Here is a 3658-nt window from a genome sequence, read left to right as displayed (position 1 = left end):
AAAACGAAGATGCCCTACAACGAATCAAAATATTTAGAAGCATTAAACCGAAGAGGATCGCCACTGTTAAAATTTGCAATAAATAGCTAAATTTTACTAGTTGTCCACCTCAGGGCGTGTTGTTATATTTTTATTGCAGAGTGATATTGGCTTCATATGTTTCACCGTTAGGCTTCAACATACTCAAAACGACATTATCACCAACTTTCTTTTGTAAAGAGCTCTTAGCTGTCGAAGCTGAACAGCCAGGAATTTTACAGCCATCAATTGCAACTACGTCATCGCCAACGTTAAGCCCTTCTTTTTCAGCGGAAGAACCTTGAACAACTGATTTGATAGTAGCTTTAGTTACTTCAGGACTAAAAAATCCAGATACATTTACATCCATTTTAAAACCTTTTTCACCTTGCTCCTCTGCAAAAGTATAGAAAGAAAACATAGTTAACAAAATTGTGATTAATACTCTCATGGTAGATTTTATCCTTAAAATATAACGCCCCATTAAGAGGCTAAAAATTGTTGGCTATATTCGCGAGGAACGAGCACAACCAACTGTTTTTTGTTCGTATTGACTTGCTTGTTAGGTTTGATTTTCAAGCCAAGCTAATGCTTCTTTTTCACTATTGAATTTCTTTATTTGATACCCCATTTCAGCGGCTTCTTTAGTTACGATTTGATCCGTAGGCTTTTCAATGTTATCAAGCACCGCGACTGAGGCCATATTAAACTCTTCTTTGGTAGCTATATATTTTCCAAAAATTTCCTGTTCAACGTTAGTCATCTCTTGCTTTATACTTCTAACGTCAATTAACAATCTGAATCTCTTAAAAGCATTAAAATTACAACATAGTTCATGAACTGAAGACAATCGTTCTTCTAAAGTCATAACTCCTTTATAAGTGACTTTAATTATTTTATTAGTTTCAATGATTTCAATTTTATGACTCATAGTTTATTTTAAACCTACGCCTTGCTATACGAAAAATAATCGTTGGCTATAATGTTCGATGAACGAGCGCTAGCCAACTGTTTAGCGTCCGTTTGAATCACTTTTTAGGTTAATACCTTAATTTTCACTCAATTCTACAACCATTGGCTTACCGCCAAAACCATGTTCATTACATTTGGCTCTTACTATTACCTTAGATATTTCTGATGGAATTTTTATATCACACTGGCTACGAGTAAATGGTTGCTCATTATCATGAGGATGAGCAAGTTGACGGTATCCAAGTTTATTACCGTCTAAATCTATAACTTCCCAACCATCTGCGTAATGCCCCCACCCTTGGTCATTGTGCCGAACTGAGGTGGCAAAGCACCAACTACCGTTTGATTTCTTAGTAGCGAGAACCTGTGTAACCTGAGCAAAATCCAAAGAAGTAGAATAAGTATCTACGTCAAATTTTGATGCGAATGTTGATGATGCAAACATCGATAATATTACCAGTAGTTTCATGTAAACTCCATTTCACCTAGCGCCCTAATAACGGACAATAAATTGTTGTTTAAAATGGCGCGAAGCGAACAGCCTGCACTTTTCAGTCCTGTGGATTAGCTTGTTATACATTACTTGCTAGTGGTATTTCGGCTTTAGGCCATTTCCACGCGTACCAAATAATCGCCAATGAGATTAAAACCTCTATCGCTGTTAAAAATAAGTAAAACACCCAGGTTTCTGTCAAATTAGTTGCAATAAGAATAACTATATAAAGCGTGCTCAATATTATATTCAACCAACGATTTATCTTAGGTTGCACCACTAGGGTAAAAAATATCATCACACTTGGCATTGCCATTAATAAAGCAACTGCAAAAAACTCTAATTGAGTTTCAGCCGTTACTTTTACTGCCATAGCATCTGCTAATATTCCAGGTACATAAATCTGTATATAGTCACCGTAAACATAACAAAACATAACCGCTACCCAAAGCGCAGAAATCTTTAATTTTACATTAATTTTAAAATCTTCATAAACTTCCGTATTATTTTTAACTGTACTCATTCAAAACTCCATATTTTCGATAACCTATAAGGCCTGTTCAGGGGCTAACTTTGGTTGGCGTACTGTGAGCGGAGCGAGACCACCAACTGTAACTTGTCCTTTTAAGTGATTTGTTATATTTAGAATTTATAACCAACATCTAATGTAAACATAGCCTTTCTTGAAGGGTTGATACGCTGATTACTAAATAATGGTGTATATGATTCTTCATCATAGACACCCACTCCAGCTCCTAAAACCCAGCCACTGTCTTTAAAACCTTCCAAATGATAATTATAAGTTATAAAACCATATCGGCTATCTCCATCAAAGATACCTTGAATTTCACCAAGTGAAAAACCAACAGAATGATATTCATCATCTGAAACAATTGTTTGCATTCCTATTGAATATCCAGGTAACCCAACTGACATGAAATATTTACTATCTTGATGTTTTACTGAAAACTGAGTCCCAATAATTCCACTATATTGAAAACCTGCCCCAAGTGAAAACTCAAATTCAGCTCCAAAAGCAGAAATAGGGAGATAAGATAATAAAATAAGCAGTGATTTTTTGAACATAACACCATCCTTGATTAATAAAAATAACGCCGCATTAAGCGGCTAAAATTGTGAACGCAGTGAAACAGCCAACTGTTTTTTGTCCGTTTTAATGCTTTGTTATATGTTTTTTCGGCGATAAACTACAACCCAAAAGTATACTAATATGGCAATTAAATTTAGAAAATACAAAAGAAAACCAATTAGCATCCGATGATCAGTATCATCATTTTCAATAAAGTCTTCTAACATTAACGTCCAAAAGCCAATAACAGTAATAAATAATATAGGGATACCGACTTTCTCAACTAAATGAGCTTTATTCCAATTAACATATGTATATTCATCTAAATACCCCATTAGAGCTGCAATAAGAATTACAACGACAACAAGTGTGTACCAAAAACCTGCAAGTAATTTCATAAAAGTTTAAACATAAAATGCCCCATTAAGAGCCAAGTGTGTTTTTTCCGTTTGAATAATTTGTTAGGTGAATTATTTACCGTACCTGCGAATAACGGATACCTGACCATTTTCTAACTCAATAACATCTAGTACCACTTTGCTATAACTAAATTCTGAACCATCTGAGCGTAGACCTTTAGCAGAAAATTTATGCTTAAATGCAATTGAGTTGTAACCAACAATATACGCTATTAATTTTGAATCATAACTAGTATGGACACCCAAATAACGAGTCATCCCTTTGCGCATCATTTCTTTCCCATCCGGTTCTCTAGAATCATCGGGAGCATTAGGGAAATGTTGATTGCCTACATCATCAGTTAAGAATGATAAGTAATGTTCTAAATCTTCTTTAGAAGCATTAGGCTGTTGAGTTTTTACCTTTGCTTTATAGTATGCTTGAAAAAATTTATCGTAATCAACCATATCTTCATTGGCTACCACATTTGTTGAAAGACAAGTAATTAAAACAGCTACGATTGATATAAATTTATTCATTTGTGCTCCTTAGTATGAGATTCACATAGACACAATGACTCCCCACAAGGTGCTAGCCTCTAAATGTGGGTTAGTTTTACAAACCAGAGCCATAATATATGTGTCAACATTATCAAACAGAGGCTAGCATGATAAAACATAACATAC

At 34.7% G+C, this 3658-nt stretch carries 7 protein-coding genes; all 7 read right to left on the bottom strand.

Annotated elements, in window-relative coordinates:
- Positions 1-130 precede the first annotated feature (130 nt).
- A complete protein-coding gene (locus H4J76_RS19270; protein ID WP_182215135.1) occupies positions 131-469 on the bottom strand; it encodes a PDZ domain-containing protein in 339 nt (112 codons plus the stop codon).
- Positions 470-580: 111 nt separating this feature from the next.
- Entirely contained in the window at positions 581-949 is a 369-nt protein-coding gene (locus H4J76_RS19265; protein ID WP_182215133.1) for a hypothetical protein, read from the bottom strand.
- Between the two features lie 117 nt (positions 950-1066).
- The gene (locus H4J76_RS19260) at positions 1067-1459 is read right to left on the bottom strand and encodes a hypothetical protein (protein WP_182231118.1); all 393 of its coding nucleotides are present in this window, start codon (positions 1457-1459) and stop codon (positions 1067-1069) included.
- Between the two features lie 103 nt (positions 1460-1562).
- Positions 1563-2006, bottom strand: a complete 444-nt coding sequence (locus H4J76_RS19255; RefSeq protein ID WP_182215129.1) for a DUF6326 family protein — start codon at positions 2004-2006, stop codon at positions 1563-1565.
- A 119-nt stretch (positions 2007-2125) separates the two neighbouring features.
- The gene (locus tag H4J76_RS19250; protein WP_182215127.1) at positions 2126-2569 is read right to left on the bottom strand and encodes a hypothetical protein; all 444 of its coding nucleotides are present in this window, start codon (positions 2567-2569) and stop codon (positions 2126-2128) included.
- Between the two features lie 99 nt (positions 2570-2668).
- Positions 2669-2971: a hypothetical protein gene (locus tag H4J76_RS19245; protein ID WP_182215126.1), complete on the bottom strand. Its 303-nt coding sequence runs from the start codon at positions 2969-2971 to the stop codon at positions 2669-2671.
- 72 nt (positions 2972-3043) lie between these two features.
- A complete protein-coding gene (locus tag H4J76_RS19240) occupies positions 3044-3511 on the bottom strand; it encodes a nuclear transport factor 2 family protein (protein ID WP_182215124.1) in 468 nt (155 codons plus the stop codon).
- Between the last annotated feature and the right edge of the window lie 147 nt (positions 3512-3658).

Origin of the sequence: Colwellia sp. BRX9-1 (assembly GCF_014077195.1) — a bacterium.
GTDB lineage: Bacteria > Pseudomonadota > Gammaproteobacteria > Enterobacterales > Alteromonadaceae > Colwellia_A.
Note: the sequence above shows the minus strand (reverse complement) of the source record. Positions and strands in the feature narration are given on the sequence as shown.